The 16182-nt window shown below is 64.0% G+C and carries 12 protein-coding genes; 6 read left to right on the plus strand and 6 right to left on the minus strand.

Annotated features, from left to right (window positions below; all coding sequences use genetic code 11):
- Positions 1–33: 33 nt before the first annotated feature.
- Together OKA05_RS06665 and OKA05_RS06670 are read right to left on the minus strand one after the other, a co-directional pair.
- A complete protein-coding gene (locus tag OKA05_RS06665) occupies positions 34–1344 on the minus strand; it encodes a B12-binding domain-containing radical SAM protein (RefSeq protein ID WP_264486337.1) in 1311 nt (436 codons plus the stop codon).
- Entirely contained in the window at positions 1341–1724 is a 384-nt protein-coding gene (locus tag OKA05_RS06670) for a hypothetical protein (RefSeq protein ID WP_264486338.1), read from the minus strand. Before OKA05_RS06670 ends, OKA05_RS06665 begins: the two co-directional genes overlap by 4 nt.
- Positions 1725–1895: 171 nt before the next feature.
- Between OKA05_RS06670 and OKA05_RS06675 the strand changes: the two genes are divergently transcribed.
- The 3 genes from OKA05_RS06675 to OKA05_RS06685 all read left to right on the plus strand — a co-directional run bounded on the left by OKA05_RS06675 (position 1896) and on the right by OKA05_RS06685 (position 8434).
- A complete protein-coding gene (locus OKA05_RS06675; protein ID WP_264486339.1) occupies positions 1896–4946 on the plus strand; it encodes a WGR domain-containing protein in 3051 nt (1016 codons plus the stop codon).
- Positions 4943–6589, plus strand: coding sequence for an SWIM zinc finger family protein (locus OKA05_RS06680; RefSeq protein WP_264486340.1), 1647 nt, complete (start codon positions 4943–4945; stop codon positions 6587–6589). The genes OKA05_RS06675 and OKA05_RS06680 overlap by 4 nt, the downstream gene beginning before the upstream one ends.
- A 312-nt stretch (positions 6590–6901) precedes the next feature.
- Positions 6902–8434 carry a reverse transcriptase family protein gene (locus tag OKA05_RS06685; RefSeq protein ID WP_264486341.1) on the plus strand — a complete coding sequence of 511 codons (1533 nt, stop codon included), beginning with the start codon at positions 6902–6904 and terminating at the stop codon, positions 8432–8434.
- Positions 8435–8461: 27 nt separating this feature from the next.
- Here the strand turns inward: OKA05_RS06685 and OKA05_RS06690 are convergent, their stop codons facing one another.
- Positions 8462–9304 carry a hypothetical protein gene (locus OKA05_RS06690; protein ID WP_264486342.1) on the minus strand — a complete coding sequence of 281 codons (843 nt, stop codon included), beginning with the start codon at positions 9302–9304 and terminating at the stop codon, positions 8462–8464.
- 279 nt (positions 9305–9583) lie between these two features.
- Between OKA05_RS06690 and ileS the strand changes: the two genes are divergently transcribed.
- The 3 genes from ileS to OKA05_RS06705 all read left to right on the plus strand — a co-directional run bounded on the left by ileS (position 9584) and on the right by OKA05_RS06705 (position 13539).
- Positions 9584–12331, plus strand: a complete 2748-nt coding sequence (gene ileS / locus OKA05_RS06695; RefSeq protein WP_264486343.1) for an isoleucine--tRNA ligase — start codon at positions 9584–9586, stop codon at positions 12329–12331.
- Between the two features lie 2 nt (positions 12332–12333).
- Complete coding sequence (locus OKA05_RS06700) at positions 12334–12930, plus strand: signal peptidase II (protein ID WP_264486344.1); 597 nt, start codon at positions 12334–12336, stop codon at positions 12928–12930.
- Between the two features lie 75 nt (positions 12931–13005).
- Positions 13006–13539: a hypothetical protein gene (locus tag OKA05_RS06705; RefSeq protein WP_264486345.1), complete on the plus strand. Its 534-nt coding sequence runs from the start codon at positions 13006–13008 to the stop codon at positions 13537–13539.
- Here OKA05_RS06705 and OKA05_RS06710 read toward each other — a convergent pair.
- The 3 genes from OKA05_RS06710 to OKA05_RS06720 all read right to left on the minus strand — a co-directional run bounded on the left by OKA05_RS06710 (position 13487) and on the right by OKA05_RS06720 (position 16163).
- Entirely contained in the window at positions 13487–14278 is a 792-nt protein-coding gene (locus OKA05_RS06710) for a TerC family protein (protein ID WP_264486346.1), read from the minus strand. The genes OKA05_RS06705 and OKA05_RS06710 overlap by 53 nt on opposite strands.
- A 35-nt stretch (positions 14279–14313) precedes the next feature.
- On the minus strand, positions 14314–15189 hold the full coding sequence (locus OKA05_RS06715; RefSeq protein ID WP_264486347.1) for an alpha/beta fold hydrolase: 876 nt from the start codon (positions 15187–15189) through the stop codon (positions 14314–14316).
- 266 nt (positions 15190–15455) lie between these two features.
- The gene (locus tag OKA05_RS06720) at positions 15456–16163 is read right to left on the minus strand and encodes a type II secretion system protein (protein ID WP_264486348.1); all 708 of its coding nucleotides are present in this window, start codon (positions 16161–16163) and stop codon (positions 15456–15458) included.
- Positions 16164–16182: the final 19 nt, after the last annotated feature.

The raw sequence follows: 16182 nt of genomic DNA on the forward strand, positions 1-16182 counted from the left end.
GCTTCGGCGGGCCAGCGGCCCGCGCGCCCAGCATTATCTCGCGCGGACCTTCGCCCGCAAGTGCCCGCGAAAGCGCTTGTTCCGCTGCTCCACGAACTCCGGCGCATAAAGCCTCCGGGTCAGGTCGCGGAAGCCGCTCTTCAGCTCCTCCACACTCATGTCGGTGGGTCGGAAATTGATGTCGAAGAGCGTGCAGCGCTCGGTCGCTTCTTCGGAAAGCAGCCGGCCTTCTTCCGACAGCCGTTTCCACAACGGCGTGCCGGGAAAGGGCGTGAGGTAGGTCACCTGCACATCGTAGAGGCCGCTTTCCTCGACGAAACGGAAGACGTGCTCGAAGCTCTCCGGCCCATCGCCATCGAAGCCGAGGATGAAGCAGCCATTCACCGTGATGCCATGGCGCCGGATGGTCTCGACGGCGCGCAGGTAGCGGTCGGTGCGGCGGGCCTTCCAGTTGGACTTCTTCTCCACGCCATTGAGCGAATCGAAGCGCGGGCTCTCGAAACCGATGAGCACCTGATGGCAACCGGCGTCGCGCATCATCTTGAGCAAGTCTTCGTCATCGGCGACCGAGACGTCGGTCTCGGTGAACCAGCGCAGGCCTTCCTTTTGGAGCGCGGTCATCAAGGCACGACCGTGGCGCTTGTCGGCGAAGGTATTGTCATCGGCGAACTCGACGAAGGGCCGGCCGAAGAGCTCCTTCAGCCGTCTCACTTCAGCGACCTCCTTTTCAACCGGTTTGGTGCGAAAGGTCGGTGAGAGACGCATCGAGGCCGCGCAGAATTCGCAGGCATACGGGCAGCCGCGCTGGGTCTGCACCGTGAACCTGGGATAGCGATCCGGTGACAGCAGATCGAAGCGCGGCATCGGCGCGTTCCGGAAATCGAAAGGTCCACTACGGCGTGCATCGTAGATCGGTTTCAATTCGCCGCGCTCCAAGTCACGCAGCACCTCCGGCCACACGACCTCGCCCTCGCCGATGACCAGGGCGTCGACATGTCGTGCTGCCTCCTCCGGCGCGAGCGTCGCGTGAAGCCCGCCGAGGATCACCGGGATGCCTTTCTCGCGAAACTTCGCGGCCATCGCGTAGGCCTCCTTCGAAGTCGCGCTCAAGGTGGAAAGCGCGATCGCATCGAAGCGGTCCGGCACCTCCGAGATGTCTCGTACTTCGAGATACTCCGCACCGATATGCGGCGGGGACATGCCCGCCAGGGTCAGCAACCCGAGCGACGGCAGCGCCTCGATCTCCCGCGCACGCCGTGCCACCGCGGGAAAGGACAGGCCGAGCTGGAGCAGCTCCGCATCGACGAGCCGGAGCCCGCTCATGGCGATGTAGCCGATATTCATGACCGGGCGAAGAGGATGACCGAGATCCCCGCCGCGGCGGACAGCACGGGGATGAAGAAGAGATGGCGGAAGGGCTTCCACCACGCACACAAGAAGCAATTCAGCGGCATCGCGATCAACGCCACCAGCAACGCGATCGAGCCGTTACGCGCTGCCTCAGGGGAGACACCCAATGGCTCCAGCGACAGCGCATAGAACAAATTGATCAACCCGATCCCGAAGAAGGAAATGTGCCCGAGCCGCACCATCCGCCTTTCACGGCTGCCGTAGCCACCGAGCCAGTCCTCGCGGTGAAAGAGCAGTCCCATGATCGCCCCGCTGATCACGCCGCCGAGAAATCCGGCCCAGCCGGTGAGGAGCGAGAACTTGAGGGGATCCATGCCGCCATCTGAGCAGGTCGAGTGCACCCGGGAAAATCGAAATCCGCGTGTGAATGATCGCGTCACGCGATGGTCGCGCAGGAGATTGCCCAGCTTCCGACCATTTGACTTGCCCGGTCCCGGGGCGGCTTGCTTGGTTGGAGTCGATACGTTTTCCTCTATCAACTTCCCTTGAAACTCGTCCGCCAAAGCCGCCTCCACTTCCGCGAGGGAAACTCCGACAAGGTCTATGAGGTGGACCTGTGCGAGGCCGGCGAGGGCGAGTTCCTGGTGAATTTCCGCTACGGCCGCCGCGGCGCCGCGTTGCGCGACGGGACCAAGACTCCTTTCCCTGAATCGCGGGCCAAGGCCGAGGCGATCTTCGAGGCGCTTGTGGCGGAAAAGACACAAAAGGGCTACAAGATCGCCGGTGAATCCGGGCTCCCTGCCGCATTGCCGGTAGCGGCATCTCCCGCTCTGGCGTGCGACGATCCGCGCCGGACCGCCATCCTACGGCGCTTGAAGGAAGAGGCCGGCGGCTCGCCGAAAGGCAAGGCACGCTGGAAGCTCTCGCGCGTGCTATGGCGCGCCGGGGCGTGGATGATGCGGGAGGCCGCGGATGACATCGCCACGATCGGCGCGCGGTTGCAAGGGCCGATGGACCTGTGGTGCGCAGCCTGGGCGCTCGGCCGCTGCGGCAGCCCGAAACACGCAGTGGTGCTCGATTTGATGACAAAGCGGGCCGCCGACGTTCCATGGGTGCTCGCGATGATCGCCGAGGCCAAGGTTGCCTTGCTTCCCGAGGAAGACGATTCGGCCGCGGGCTTGCCGCCTACTGTTGCCGCGGTGTTCCTGACCGGCGATCCCGCAGCTTTCCGCGCGGTGGTCGAGCAAGAGCTGCGGACCGGCCAGCACAACGGCCTGCCATCGGCGCTGATGATTCTTTCCTCCCGTCACGGCTGGGTGCGGGAGGTGATGCATGAGCTGGTGCGGCTGTTGCCGCTTGGCCGCGGGACCATGCCGTTCTTCCGCCAAGTACTAAAGGCATCGGAGTTCCGGCTGGATGCAGAGCTCTACGGTCAGTGCGTCCGTCGCTTTGACACCACGAATGCCACCGGTGCAATGCCGTGGCGATTGCCCAAGGCCGCGCCCCAACCGGCCTACACGACCGGCACGCGCAATTACCTCCGCCGCCGGCCGGTGCGGCTGCTGACCGTGGCCGGCGAGAGTGGCGAGGCCGCGCTTTTCATCCCGCTGGCGACCGGCCTCTTGCTCGCCTACGACGATCAAACGGACCAGCCGCGGGAAACCTCCACTTCCACATACGATTGGGATCGTACCACGCGCCGCTCGATCGAGCGCAAGATCTGGTATCCGCGCTACAGTTCCTGCTTTGGCTTCATCTGGCTGATGCGCGGGGCGGGCGGAAAGCTCGAGCCGACGAATAGCAAGGTCACCTGGCGATTCATCGACGGGAAGCGTGGCGACGCCACCACCCGCGAAGAACCATTCGCCCACCTGTGGGACCAGGCGCCGGATGCGGTGATGCACCTGCTTCGCCATGCCCGGACACGGGAGGTCCAGCAATTCGCACTGCGCGTTTGGCGTGCGAATCCCGCGTTTGTCGAGGAAGCGGATGCGAGCTTCGTCGCCGACCTGTTAGGCTCGTGGTTCGCTGATACCGTGGCACTCGGCCTGGAGATCGCCCGTGCGCGCTGGAATCCCGCAGCGCCAGAGCTGCCGCTGTTGCTGGCGATGCTGGATTCCTCGCTTCCTGAAGCGCGGACCCAGGGGATCGCTTGGCTGCGCGATGTCGCGACCATCGTTGTCGCCGACTCCGCCTTCCTCGCATCGACGGCGTTCCTCAAGCACGAGGACGCACGACTCGCCGTCCGCGACGTGCTGCGGGCCACGGCGATCCCCGTGGAATCGCGCCGCGATCTGGTGGCGCGCGTCGTTTCCGCCCTGCTCGCGCTCGATGACGATGAAGCCGCCATCGCCGGACCGGCGGTGGACTTCCTGCTGCTGCTTGCGCCCGCCGAGGTGCAGGCACTGCCGCCGGCGCACCTCGCAGAGCTGGCGGCGCATCCGCTGGAGGCCTGCCAATTGCTGGCGGTGCAGGTGCTGCTGAAGTCGTCTTCCCCGGCGGGCTTGCCGGAGAGCCTGTTGCTTGCGGCGGTGTCGTCGGATTTCCCCGCGGTGCGGCGGCTCGGCATGGAGCTGTTAGGAAAACTTTCCGACCATGAGCTGGCCTCGCGCACCGAGGTGCTCGCGGCCTGTGCCGTTTCGAAGCACGAAGAACTGCGCGATGGTGCTGCGCCGCTGTTAGGACGGGTCGCCACCCGCGACCGCACGTCAGCGCGCGAGCTCGTTCTGCAGTGGTATCCGCTGCTTTTCCGCGAGGAATCGTTCGAAGGACTGCATGCGTCGGTCCATGCGTTGCTCACCGAATCCTTTGCAAACGAGCTGGATGCGATTCCCGCGGACTCGTTCCGGCGGATGCTGGAGTCGCGTTACGATTACGGACAGATGCTCGGCTTCGCGCTGTTGCAGCGTGAAAGCGGGCCCTTCGAGACGGAGGATCTGGTGGCCTGGGCAGTGCATCCTCTGGTGGCGGTGCGCGAGTGGGCAATCGAGCAGTTGGAGCGTGAGCCAGACTTGCTCCGCCGCGAACCGGGGCTGGTGTTGCGCTTGTTAGAGAGTCCCTATGACGATGGCCGTGAACGCGCCTTCGACTTCTGCCGGCGCGAAATCCGCGACGGCGATTGGACCCCGGAGTCGCTGGTGGCCGTGTGTGACTCGAATCATCGGCCCGCGCGCGACTTCGGCCGCGAGCTGGTGACGCGGCTGTTTCGCGAGGAAGACGGGCCGGTGTATCTGCTGCGTTTCAGCCAGCACCCCGCGACGGAGATCCAGCTCTTCGCCACGAACTACCTGGAACGCCACGCGAGTGGCTCGGCCGAGCGGATCGCGGCACTCGATCTCTATTTTCGCACCGTGCTTTCCCGCATCGGGGTCGGCCGCGTGGCGAAGCAAAGGGTGCTCGCGTTCCTTGAGAAGGAAGCGCTGGCCGACGAAAGCATCGCCCGCTTGGTCGTCCCGCTGCTGGCCCGCCAGTCCGGCACGGTGGCGATCCAGGACAAGGCGGAGATGATCCGCATCCTCGATGCCTTGCGCCGCCACTGGCCGCAGATGGAAAGCCCGTTGAAACCCCGCCCCGTGCCTGTCCGCGAGCCGTCATGATCTTCCAGTATCAATACCGTGGCTTCTCGCGCGTCGGCTCCACGCCGCGGTCGACCGCGATGACCTTCGTGCCCGATGGAGGCCGGCCGCCGATGGCCTTCAACGGTCTGCTGCGTGACAAGCTGCCCTTCCGCGAGGCGATCTGTGCGATGCACCGCGTCGTCACCGGTGACCTGCGCTGGAAGCCGAAAGAGCGCGAGGATTACAAGGCGTGGGCCGCCACGCAGGAGGAAGTCTGGCTTGCCGAATTCATGGAGCGGGCCGGCGAGATCAAGGGCCAGGTTTCCGCCGTGCGCGAGGAACTCGATACGCTCCGCTCCCGGAAGTGGGAGGTGATGACGCCGTTCCGCGACGCGAAGCAGCGCTACTTCCAGCACATCTACAAATGGGAGCGCATCTGGTGGATCGTCCTCGATCCGGTGATTACCGTGCATCCCGATCAGGTATTCTTCGAGTGCTTCAGCCAGGACGAATCAAGCTACGCGCGGCTGTCCTGCACGCACGATGTCTTTGAGAAAGTCGGCGACTTCACCTGCGGCACCACGAATATCGACTACTCCGCGCCGTTGTACGATGAGTTTCGTAAGATCCGCGACTACAAGGAGACCGCGCTGGCGATCGACCCCGGTGGCTTCGAAGTGAAGACCGGCGACGACCCCGCGCTTCGCGAGGAGAAGATCGACGTGCCCGATTCATGGGTGCGCGGGTTCTTGCAAGTCAGCTCGGCGATGACGCTCGATGGCATCGAGGTGGATCTCGATCCGATGGACTTCCACGCGATCTGCTTTCACTTGAAGCGGAAGAAGGAAAGGCACGGCCCGCGCTCGCTGCGCTTCCGGCTGAATCCGGGCCAGCCGCCGGTCATCATCGTCGATCCCTGGGGCACCGAGATCGTTTGCCGCCGGTCCTTCCATCATGCGAAGGAGAACACCGAGATCCGGCTGTGGGGACGCCGCCGCTTGCTGGTGCTGGAGGCGATGATCCCGCTCGCGCGGCGGGTGAAGGTCCGGCTGTTAGGCTACGGCATGCCGTCTTTCTGGCAGGTTGACATGGGCGCGCTGAATTTCACTTTGGGCCTGTCCGGCTGGACGGCGAATGACTGGTCGCGCGCCGGCCAATTCGACCTGATGGCACCGCGCACCGCGGTCTCGACCGAGGCGGTCGAGATGGTGCTCGGCGCGCTGAACCGGAGCTGGTTCTCCAGCGCGTCGTCACTCGCCGCACAACTCTCGATGCCGCCGGCCGATGTGCTTGGCGCGCTAGTTGCGGGCACCCAGGCCGGGCTGGTGGTGAAGGATCCGGGCGATGATCTCTGGCGGGCTCGCGCGCTCAGCCGAGAGCCGCTGCCACTCGACCGGCTGCGCTTCTCCAACGAGCGCGAGGCGAAGGCCCGCGAGCTGTTCCAGCGTGGCTCGGTGAAGGTCGAGGTCGAGGAACGCATCGGCGAACGGCAGATCGCCGGCATCGTGGATGATGGCAAGACGCGCTATCCGGTGGAGGCGGTGATCGATGCCGACGAGCGGCTCGTCCGCGCGAAGTGCTCCTGCAATTTCTTCCAACAGAACCGCCTGCGCCTGGGGCCCTGCGAGCATGTCCTCGCGGCCCGCATGGCAAAGGCGCGCTACCACTTTTCGGCGAAATGAAGACGACACCCGATGATTTATCTTCCGGTGCCCGTCGTCCGCGCCGTAGATGTATTTCGACAGCGGCGGGGGTGTGGATCTTGCCATCCGGTCGGCGTATCGCCGTCCATGTTCACAGCCTCGCAACGCATCACCGGTCAGCTCGTGACTGTGCGGCACTTCCCTACCAGTGCGCTAGTTCCGGGTCGGCTTCCGTGAAGCGAACTAGCGCACTGGTAGGGGTGCCGCTTGAGTTGAGCAGCCCGGTCCTCCGAGTTGCACGAAGACGCCGCCCGCCGCTGTCGATTTCCTTCCGCCGCGCCTGATCTGACCATGTCCGAACGCCAGGAAATCTACGATCGCATCCGCGCCGCCGGTGGCCGGGACAAGGTCATCCTCGAGGAGATGATCCGGAAGGGCTTTTGGAAGCCCGGCACGGCCGAGACCGCGATTCCCGAAGCATTGCTCAAGCGCGAGGCGGAACTTGTATCCGACCTTCGCTCGCTCACCGCGCAGCAGCGCCGTTATCAAGACCGCGAGGCCGCCTTGAAGGAGATGCGTCGCGAGCGCTTGGCCGAGTCGCGCCGCAAGCAGAAGGAGACCGAGGAGCGCCGCGAGCAAGAGCGCCAGGCCCGCACCGCGGCATGGGAGCGCCGCAAGCAGGATGAGATCCTCCATCTGGGCGACGAGGGCTCGGCGAATCTCAACCAACTCGAGTCGCACCACGACCGGCTCGCTCGCCACGGCCTGCCCGACTTTGCCACCCACCGCATCCTCGCACAGGCAATGCTGACAAATGTCGGCGAGCTGCGCTTCCTCGCCTACGGTCGCAAGGTCGCGAAGTTCAGCCACTACCGGCGCTTCCTGATGCCGAAGAAAACCGGCGGCCATCGCCTGATCTCGGCGCCCATGCCGCGACTCAAGCAGGCGCAGCACTGGATCCTCGAGCAGATCTTGAACAAGGTGCAGGTGCATGAGGCGGCGCACGGCTTCCTTCGCGAACGCTCCATTCTCACGAATGCCTCACCGCACGTCGGGGCATCGCTGGTGATCAATCTCGACCTGCGCGACTTCTTCCCGAATATCACGTGGCCACGGGTCTTCGGGCTGTTCCATGCGCTCGGCTACTCGCGCTCCGTCGCCACCATTTTCGCCCAGCTCTGCACCGAGCCGCCGGTCGAGGAGGTCGAGCTCGATGGCCAGACGTGGCAAGTCGCCACCGGCGTCCGCCACCTGCCGCAGGGCGCGCCGACCAGCCCCGCGATCACGAACCTGCTGTGCCGCCGCTTTGACGCGCGCATGGCAGGCATCGCCCGCAAGCACGGCTTTGCTTACACCCGTTACGCTGACGACCTGACCTTCTCATCGAAATCCGGCGATCGAGATGCCGGCCGTAAGGTGCTCTGGCAAGTCCGCCGCGTGATCGAGGAAGAGGGCTTCCACCTCCACCCCGACAAGCTGCGCACGCTCGGCAAAGGCCGCCGCCATGATGTCACCGGCCTGACGGTCAACGAAAGCCTGTCTGTGCCGCGCAACGATGTCCGCAACTTCAAGGCACTGCTGCATCGCATGGAAAAGAGCGGCCCGGTGGGTTGCACGTGGCGCGGCTGCGGCGACCGCATCCTCGCCCGCGTCGGCGGCTTCGCGAACTACCTGATGATGGTCGATGCCGCGCGCCACGCGGACCTCCACAAGCGCGCGATGGCCCTGCTGAAACGCCACGGCTTCCAACCGGAGATCCGCCACCCGGCGAAGCGCCAAGGGCCTCCGCCTTTCCCAACTCCATCGGCTCCGCCAGCGCTTCCAAGCTCGGAAGCTTCGACCGGCCTGCTGGGCAAGATCCGCCGCTGGTTCGGAGGGAAGTAGGTCGGCGAAGGCTGATATCGTTCCGCCTCAAGGCACTCGTGTCCGCTCGACGAACCTCTCGCTGGAGATGGCTTCGAATCGGATCCCGGTCGCTTCTTCGATGCGCTTGGACCGTCCGCCTTCCAGCATCTCGCGGGTTTGAGCGAGAACGAGGACGTAGTCGGTCTTTAGAGTAGGCAAGAGGTGGGACCAAATTTCCCATGTCGTGGAGGTGACATGACTTTTTTTATCAGCCTTCCACGCTTCTATCCGGCTGAGCGCTTCTTCGCGGCTGCCGAAAGAACCGGCGGACAGGTAGATGTCCTCCCTCTGCAGATGTGCGCTGACCTGATCTGAAAGATCCTCGCCTAGACCCAGAATGCGCGTCTCAGAGCCGCCCTCTTCCATTTCCATTTCCAACGACAGGAAGAGGCTTCGCCTCTGTTCGAAAGCCCCGCTCACCTTCCACTCGCCGTCTTTTGATGAGGAGCCGAAAAGCGCGGCAATCCGCTCACCCGACGCCATGAGAACCCTGCCATCGAGTGAAATGCCGGACGGGGGATGGCTCCGGAGATGAGCGAGTTGTTTGGCATCCCACGCCACCGACTCGGAAACCGGGTAGCGCAGCAGCGCCTCGGCGAGACTCAAGCTGTCGTCGCGAGTGACCACTCGTGTGGTTACCGGTGGAGGTGTCTTCGGATCATTGTGGGTAGCGTCCACGACCGTTTCAGTCTCGGAAAGGAGAGTCGATTTCTCTGGGGTGGACTGATCGGTGAAGCGCTCGATGAAGTAGACCTTGGTCGTCGTTTGATAGTAACTGGCGTGGTTGTCGCGTTCGGTGCGCAAGACGGCATAGGCCGTATCATCCGCACCCAGCAGCCGCTCCGTCACCCTCACATGGCGGTCCGGAGAGGCGTTTGCGAGGCCCCCCAGGATCGTGAACAAGGCGACACTGACCCATCCGAATTTGCCCGGGGCTTTCATGGTGTTGGATACAATCTGCCATACGATTCGCCGTCGCTTGGTTTGTCAGAGGCCCGCGAAGTCTCGAAAATCACTCGCCCGACAGCCCGTTTTTGGCGGTGCGTCCGCTGTTTTCCGCTGATTTTCAATCTCCTGCGCCGGTAGTTGACCCCTCGGGGGGGCGTTGCTAGCTTCCGCGCCCGCAAAATGAGTTCCGAATCGCAATACAAAGACACGCTGCTGCTGCCGCAAACGACGTTCCCGATGCGCGGGGACCTCGTGGACAACGAGCCGAAGCGGCTGGCGATTTGGGAGAAACAGGGCCTTTACCAGAAGATCCTCGGCCGCCGCCGTGCTCAAAATGCGCCGACCTTCATCCTCCATGACGGCCCGCCCTTCGCGAATGGCGACGTGCACATGGGCACCGCGCTCAACAAGGTGCTCAAGGACCTCGTCGTGAAGTCGAAGACGATGGCCGGTTTCACCGCGCCCTTCGTTCCCGGCTGGGACTGTCACGGCCTGCCGATCGAGTTCAAGGTGGTCAAGCAGGCCACCGGACTGGAGCCCGCCGAGATCCGCCGCCGCTGCACCGAGTTCGCGGAAAAGTTCATCGATATCCAGCGCGGCTCGTTCCGCCGCCTCGGCGTGTTCGGCGATTGGGAGAATCCCTACCTGACCATGGCCCCCGGCTATGAGGCGGAGATCCTGCGCGTCTTCGCCAAGCTGGTCGAAAGCGGCTCGGTCTATCAGAGCAAGAAGCCGGTCCAGTGGTCCTACGGCGCGCAGACCGCGCTGGCCGAGGCCGAGGTCGAGTACCAGGACAAGGAAAGCACCGCGATCTTCGTGAAGTTCCCGATGACCCCGGAGTCATCGTCGAAGCTCGGCATCGGCAACGCGGCGATGGCGATCTGGACGACCACGCCGTGGACGCTGCCCGCCAACCTCGGCGTGGCGGTGCACCCGGATTTCACCTACGAGGTCTGCCAATTCGAAGGCAACGGCCGCCAGGAAATCCTGATCGTAGTGAAGGAACTCGTGGCCGAGCTTGAGACGAAGTCCGGCATGCGTCGTACTTCCACGCTCAAGAGCCTGAAGGGCCGCGAGCTCGAACACCTCGAAGCGCGCCACCCGTTCCTCGACCGCACTTCCAAGATCATCCTCGGCCAGTTCGTCACCACCGACACTGGCACCGGCGCGGTCCACATCGCTCCGGGCCATGGTGCGGATGACTACGTGGCCGGCCAGCAGTACGGACTCGGCATCCTTTCGCCGGTCGATGACGAGGGCAACTTCACCGCTGAGGTCGGCTTGCCCCAGTTGGTCGGCAAGCATGTCTTCAAGTCGAACGAACCGATCATCGAGCTGTTGGAAAGCAAGGGCGTGTTGCTCGCGAAGGAAGTCTATCGCCACAGCTACCCGCATTGCTGGCGTTCGAAGACCCCGATCATCTTCCGCGCGGTGGAGCAGTTCTTCATCTCGCTGGAAACCCTGCGCGGAAAGGCGCTCGACGCGATCGACAAGGTCGAGTGGCTGCCGGCGAAGAACCGGAACCGCATCTACGGCACCGTGGAAGCGCGGCCGGACTGGTGCATCTCGCGCCAGCGCACCTGGGGCGTGCCGCTGCCCGTGTTCTTCGATGCCGACGGCAAGGCCATCCTTTCCGCTGAGGTCGCCTGCAAGGTTGCCGATCTCGTCGAAACGCAGGGCACTAACATCTGGTTCGAGCTTTCCGATGAAGAGCTCGCGCAGAAGCTCGGCCTGCCCGCCGGCGTGAAGAAGTGCCGCGACACGCTCGACGTGTGGATCGACTCCGGCTGCTCGCATGTCGCCGTGCTCGAGAAGCATCCCGAACTTCACGCGCCTGCCGATCTCTACCTCGAAGCGACCGACCAGCACCGCGGCTGGTTCCAGAGCTCGCTCATGATGAGCATCGCCTGGCGTGGCACCGCGCCCTACAAGTCCGTGCTCACCCACGGCTTCGTGGTGGACAAGGACAAGAAGAAGATCTCGAAGTCGGACGCGGCCAAAGCCGGCAAGCCGACCGACGCCGCCCACTTCTATAACAAGTACGGCTCCGACATCCTCCGCCTGTGGGTCTCCTCCGTCGATTGGCAGAGTGAGGTTCCCTTCAGCGAGGATCTCTTCAAGCAGGTTGCCGAGCCCTATCGCCGCCTCCGCAATACGCTGCGCATCCTCCTTGGCAATCTCGACGGCTTCGATGCGGGGATGGATCGCGTCGCGCCGAGCCACCTGCCGCTGCTAGACCAGTGGATTCTCGAGCGACTTCATGCCGTGGTCGCCGAGTGCCGGAAGGCCTACGAGCAGTATGAATTCCGCAAGGTCTTCAATGCGGTGAACCAGTTCTGCTCCACCGACCTGTCCGCGATCTACATCGATGCGACCAAGGACCGGATGTACTGCGACGCAAAGAACTCGGTCCGCCGCCGCGCGAGCCAGACCGCGATGTATGACGTCTTCAATGCGCTGGCCAAGCTGCTCGCGCCGATCCTCGCCTTCACCGCCGACGAGGCGTGGGAGCATGCGACCTTTACCGAGGGCAGCGTTCACGAGCAGGACTTCCCCGAGCCGGATCCGGCCTTCGCTTCCGGTGCGGCGACGGCGAAGGTGAACCGCCTGCTGGAGATCCGCCGGACGATGCAGACCGCGATCGAGGAGCAGATCCAGGCCAAAACCTTCATGAAGAACAACGAGGCTGCGGTGACGCTGGTCGTCCCGGAAAAGGAGCCGGTGTACGACCTGCTGCGAGACCGCCAGTTCGCCACCGAGTTCTTCATCATCGCCGATCTCGACGTGTCCGCCGGCAAGAAGCTCTCGGCCAAGGCCGCGAAGACGAGCCACAAGATGTGCCCGCGCTGCCGCCGCTACGAGCCGCTCGGCAAGTCCGGTCTTTGCGCGCGCTGCGAGTCCGTGGTGCAGGCCGTTTCCCACGCGTGAGCATGGAAGCTTCACCTGTTAGCAAGGAGTGGCAGCTCAAGTGGATCCTTTTGGGTCTGACCCTGCCGCTCTACATCCTCGACCAGTGGTCGAAGTTCTGGGTCGTCGCGAACTTCCCCGAGCCTGACCCGGGGAAGTTCTCCGCGGGTGTGGAGAGGCCGGTGATCGAAGGCTTCTTCAACCTCGTCCGCGTGCACAACCAGGGCGTGGCCTTCGGCTTTGGCAACGGCAGCGACTGGGCTCCGGTGGTTTTCCTTGCGGTGCCCATCATCGCACTCGTGCTGATCACGCTGGGGCTGAAGAATAACTTCTTCTTCGGCAATTGGGGCAAGGTCGCTGTCGGCCTGCTGCTGTGCGGGATCTTCGGCAATCTCACCGACCGCCTGATCCAAGGGTCGCGTCTTTCCTACATGGAAGGTGCGCCGCTGTGGGATCGTCTGAAGGCCGGCTACGTGGTCGACTTCCTCGACTTCACCATTCCGCTGGTGAACTACCGCTGGCCCTCCTTCAACGTCGCCGACTCCTGCATCTGCGTCGCCGCGGCGCTGCTTTTCTTCAGCGGCCTGAAGGCGGACCTGCAGAAGAAGGAGCCGTCCTGACGCGCTCACACGGGCTTCACCGGCTTTTCACCGTTGCGGGTTCGACGTGGGCGGGGGTTCGCTCACACTGCGGGCATGTCTGCCTTGAAGCAAATCCGCCTCGCGATCGGGCTCGTGATTGCCGGCCTCGTGTTCAGCGGGGTCACGGCGTTTCCCTTGCTTCACGAACTGCGGCTCTTGTCCTTCGTCATGACCGGCGAGGCGCGGGCGAATCCCGACCTCCACGAGGGCCTCCTGCACTGGATTCTCACGGTGCGCGAAGGCTTGGAAGTCACCCATGAACGCTATCCGTTCCTCGCCTATGGCACGGACTGGCTCGCCTTCGGTCACCTCGTGATCGCGCTGTTTTTCATCCTGCCGTGGCGGGAGCCAGCTCGCTACCAAGGCGTGCTGCGCGTCGGGGTGGTGGCCTCGTTCGCGGTGATCCCGCTGGCCCTGATCTGCGGGCCGATCCGCGGCATTCCGTTCGGCTGGCGCATGATCGACTGCTCATTCGGGCTGCTCTGCCTGCCGCCCCTGCTGTTTGCCCTGCGGAAGATCCGGGAGCTCCAATCTATCACTCCGTGGGAGTGGGGTGCTTCAGACGGTGAACCACCACGGGCACAATGAAGATAAGGATCGTGACCGCCGAAGTGCCCAAATCGAAATACTTGCTGGCCAGGAAATCGTGCACCGGATTTCCCTCCGGGAGGAAGTGTCGCGGGACGCTAAGAAGCAGCTTGATACCGAGGATGCCGATGACGAGGTAGGCGCACTTTTCCAAGAAAGGAAACTTGTGCATCAGCTTCACGAACCCCTGTGCAGCGAAGCGCATGGCGAGGATGCCGATGAAGACGCCAATGCAGACCAGGACGATGTCAGACGGCGGCGGGAAGAGTTGCTTGTTCTTCGTGAATGCGACGGCGGCGAAAACATTGTCCAGGGAGAATGCCAGATCCATGATTTCCACGGCCACGACGGTGGCCCAGAAAGGACCGAGGCGCCCCATGGTGTGGCGATGGAGCCAGTTGCCTTCCTTTTCCACATGCTCGGCGGCTTCGCCTTCCGCGCTTTCGTTGCGAGCGAAGTGTTTCCACGCGAGGAACAACAGGTAGAGACCGCCGATTGGTTCCAGCCACCAGATGCTCATGAGCCACGCCACGAGGGCGAGGCAGATGCCCCGGAAAACGTAGGCACCGATGATACCATACTTCAGCGCCTTCCCGCGCTGCTCCTCCGGCAGCCTCATCACCATGGTGGCGAGCACCGCGGCATTGTCCACGGAGAGGATGCCCTCGATAAGGATCAGCGAGAGAATCACCGTGATACCGGCGGCAGGATCAGTGCCGAGAATGTAGGTCCAGTCCATGCGAGCGGGTAGGCTCCCTTCTCCATGCCGTGCGCTCAAGCCTGATCTCGCAACCAATCGAGCACCTGCGCGCGATAGCGCAGAGGCAGAGAGTAGTGACCTTCGCCTTCCTCCCAATGGCCCTCGGCCCCGGGGACCCGGGCCGCGAGCCGCTTCGCGACCTCGCACGGCAGGTTCTTGTCCGCCAGCCCGTGCCAGAAGGCGACCGGCACCCGGATGTCCTCCGGTGAGAAATCCCAAGGTTCGAGGTAGAGTTCGCCATCGGCCAAGGTATGCGCCGGGCCCTTGCGCACGCCTTCCAGATAGCTGCGGGTGACGCTTTCCCAGCAGCCGGCGTCCAGGATGGCCTCGCGGTCGGACGGCGGGATGCTGCGCAGCATCCACGTCATGGGAGCCCGTTCCGCTCCGCGGGCGATCATCCAGCGGCTCGTCGAGACCACGACGGGCATCGCCACGTTGCGGAGCTTCCGCAGTCGCGCCATGCCGCGGTAGGCCCAGTGCATGCCGGCACGGTCCTCCGCACCGCCAAAGGGCGGCGCACCGCAGAGCACTGCTGCGGCGATCACACGGTCTGGCAGCGCCGCGGCAGTGGCCAGCGTGTAGGGCCCGCCCCCGGAAATGCCATAGAGCTTGAAGCGCCCGATTCCCAGCGCATCGGCCAAGCCGGCGACATCGCCCGGCCAGCTCGCGAAACCGCGGCCGGGCAGCGGATCGGACAAGCCGACCCCCGGCCGGTCCGGCGCGATCAGCCGCAGCCCTCGCTCCGCGGCCAGTTCATGCAGCAGCTTTCCCTGATAGCGGCTGCTCGGCCAGCCGTGGAAAAAGAACACCGGCTCCCCGGCAGGATCGCCGTAGTCCGCGTAGCCCAGTGCCCGGCCGTCGGGCAGGCGCATCTGTTCGTCCTCCTTCATCGCGGGCACAGGGTACTGGAAAGGTCCGGCCGCGCCCACCGAAGTTTGCTCCGGAATCATCGCGGGGATCCGCTGGGAGCGCGGGCCGCTGGCCCGCCGAGTGGTCCTTCGGGATCACTATCGATCCGGGCCTTGAATCAGATGAGAGCCAGTTCGCGTGCTTCGGCGGGCCAGCGGCCCGCGTTGCCAGCGCCCCGGCAACGAAAAACCGGGAAGCCCCGAAAGGCTTCCCGGCGTGGGAATCAGGTAATGTCAGTCAGCCCTGCTCAGTTGCCCTTCGGCTGCGGAGCGCGCATGACGGGGTTGATATCGGTGCCCCATGGGGTGTTCTCCCCGGTGGTTTCGAGGAAACGACCGCCTTGGATGCTGATCTTCTTGTTGTCGGTACGGATCGTCTCGGCCTTGGCGCTGCCGTCAATGCGGAGCACGACTGCCTTGTCGCCGTAAGGTTCTGGATCGAATTCCCAGTTAGGCTGGGCCTTCAGCGACGGGGTGGCGAGGACCGGACGGCCCGGCTCACCCGAGGAGCTTTGACCGTCGGTCTGGCTCGCCATAATGTAGCTGAAGCCGACTTCGCCAGCGTCCAGTGCCTTGCCGGGGGTGACGATGTCATCACCCTTCTTCGGACTGAAGCCGGTCTTGCACCAGAAGATCTTCTCCGACCGGTTGCCGGCCGCGATCAGTTGGCGGAAGTAGTCGTTCGCGAAGGTGCCGCCGAAGCTGAGGGCCGTGCCGGTTGCATCCTTCACATCTTCCTGGGTATCGTTGTCCGGGAAGCTGCCGTAGTCGTTATCGAAGTCGATCAGCGCGAGGTTGATCTGCTTGATGTTGTTGATCGCTTCCGTCCGGTCGGCAGCCTTGCGCTGCTTCAGGATGACGGGAGCCGAAAGGCCCGCGAGGGCCGCGATGATGACGATCACCACGAGGAGCTCCACCAGGGTGAAGCCGCCGTGCTGACGGATATTGGTTTTCATGTTCTTACTTTGGTTTTGT

Origin of the sequence: Luteolibacter arcticus, assembly GCF_025950235.1 — a bacterium.
Classification (GTDB): Bacteria; Verrucomicrobiota; Verrucomicrobiia; order Verrucomicrobiales; family Akkermansiaceae; genus Haloferula; species Haloferula arctica.